Origin of the sequence: Vibrio sp. M260118, from assembly GCF_036533755.1 — a bacterium.
Classification (GTDB): Bacteria; Pseudomonadota; Gammaproteobacteria; order Enterobacterales; family Vibrionaceae; genus Vibrio.
Genome location: NZ_JATABG010000567.1, coordinates 1 through 1,476, shown reverse-complemented (window position 1 = coordinate 1,476; position 1,476 = coordinate 1). Strand labels below are relative to the sequence as shown.

Below are 1,476 nucleotides of genomic sequence, written 5' to 3'. Positions count from 1 at the left end.
AGTCCTTCATGCAAAAAAAATCCTTTTTTTTCCTGTTTGATTGAAAAGCGCACATCAATAATCAAAACAGCTTGAAATTTATACGAAAGCTATTTTGCTCAATAACAAAAAACTAACCTTTGATATGCACAAATTGGGAGGCTGTCGAGCATTTTGTGGTGTTATGCTCGCTGATATTTGCAAAATTTAATATAAGTATTGGCTATGAAAACCGCACTCTCTTCAGCTAAGGTTTAGTGTCCATGTCGTTTCAAAGGATTTGTTTTCGAACACTCACTCCCATCGTGCTAACTCTACTCATCGTAGGTTGTAGCTCCATGCCAAAACCGATGCGCAATTTAGGAAAAAGTGATGTCGACTTCGTCATGGATGTTCATGCTAGGCAACTAAAACAGCAACTAATAGAAATTACACGCAAACTCTACGTCCGCAACCCTATTCAGCTACAAAAGAATCCTCAGGCAACCATAGAGAGCCGTATTACCCAGATCTTTGGTTCAGAAGATGAGATAGAGCTACCTTCACTCGTTTTCGATGAACTGAATGGCGTAACTGGGATCGATGCGATTTTGCTGAGTTTCGATGAAAACTTCCAAGGAGATAGAGTCTTTGCCACTGTTGTTGGTCTCTCAGAAATGCTCCGTCGTTCCTACAACCACCAACAAGAGTTTTTCATTATTGACTCACTTGATGAACAGGCTCTATACAACAGTGCGAGAAACATCGAGATCTTTGTTTGGCGACTCTATCACCGTGAAGATCAATACGGCAATCCACTCATATATAGCAACGACATTGACGAAGAGAATGGTGACATTAGCTTCGATCGACTATTCACCAAGATGATCATGATTCAAGATATGATGGCTTTAATCGTGGCAGACAAAACCAATCGTGGCATAACCAAGGTTGCTCAAGGGGTGGCACAGTTTGTCTTTCTACCCATCCCATAAAAATAAAGCCAGCGAAAAAGCTGGCTTGGCAGTTTAGATTGAGATAATCGCCTTTCGATAGTATTGAAGCTCGGCAATAGACTCGCGAATGTCGTCTAGCGCGAGGTGGCTTCCCTTTTTCGAAAAACCATCTAATACTTCTGGCTTCCATCGGCGCGTAAGCTCTTTCAGAGTGCTAACGTCGATGTATCTGTAGTGGAAATACTCCTCTAGCTCTGCCATATGCTTGTATAGAAAGCGACGATCTTGACCAACACTGTTACCACAAATCGGCGATTTACCTTTCGGCACCCACTTTTCTAAAAACTCGATAGTCTGGCGAATCGCTTCTTGTTCATCGATTTTACTTTCACGTACACGATCAACAAGGCCACTTCCAGTATGAGTTGTGGTGCACCACTCATCCATTTTAGCCAACTCTTGTTCTGGCTGATGAATGGCAAGTACAGGTCCTTCAGCTAAAATATTAAGTTCGCTATCGGTCACTATGGTGGCGATTTCGATAACTTTATGGGTTTCAGGG

General features: G+C 42.1%; 2 protein-coding genes. One reads left to right on the top strand and one right to left on the bottom strand.

What is annotated here, in order from left to right:
- Nucleotides 1-242 precede the first annotated feature (242 nt).
- A complete protein-coding gene (locus tag QTO00_RS19635; protein WP_443088952.1) occupies nucleotides 243-953 on the top strand; it encodes a hypothetical protein in 711 nt (236 codons plus the stop codon).
- A gap of 33 nt (nucleotides 954-986) precedes the next feature.
- On the opposite strand, the gene orn is transcribed toward QTO00_RS19635, so the two are convergent.
- Nucleotides 987-1,476: oligoribonuclease (orn, locus tag QTO00_RS19630; RefSeq protein WP_331426245.1), on the bottom strand; the 490-nt coding region annotated here is incomplete at its 5' end.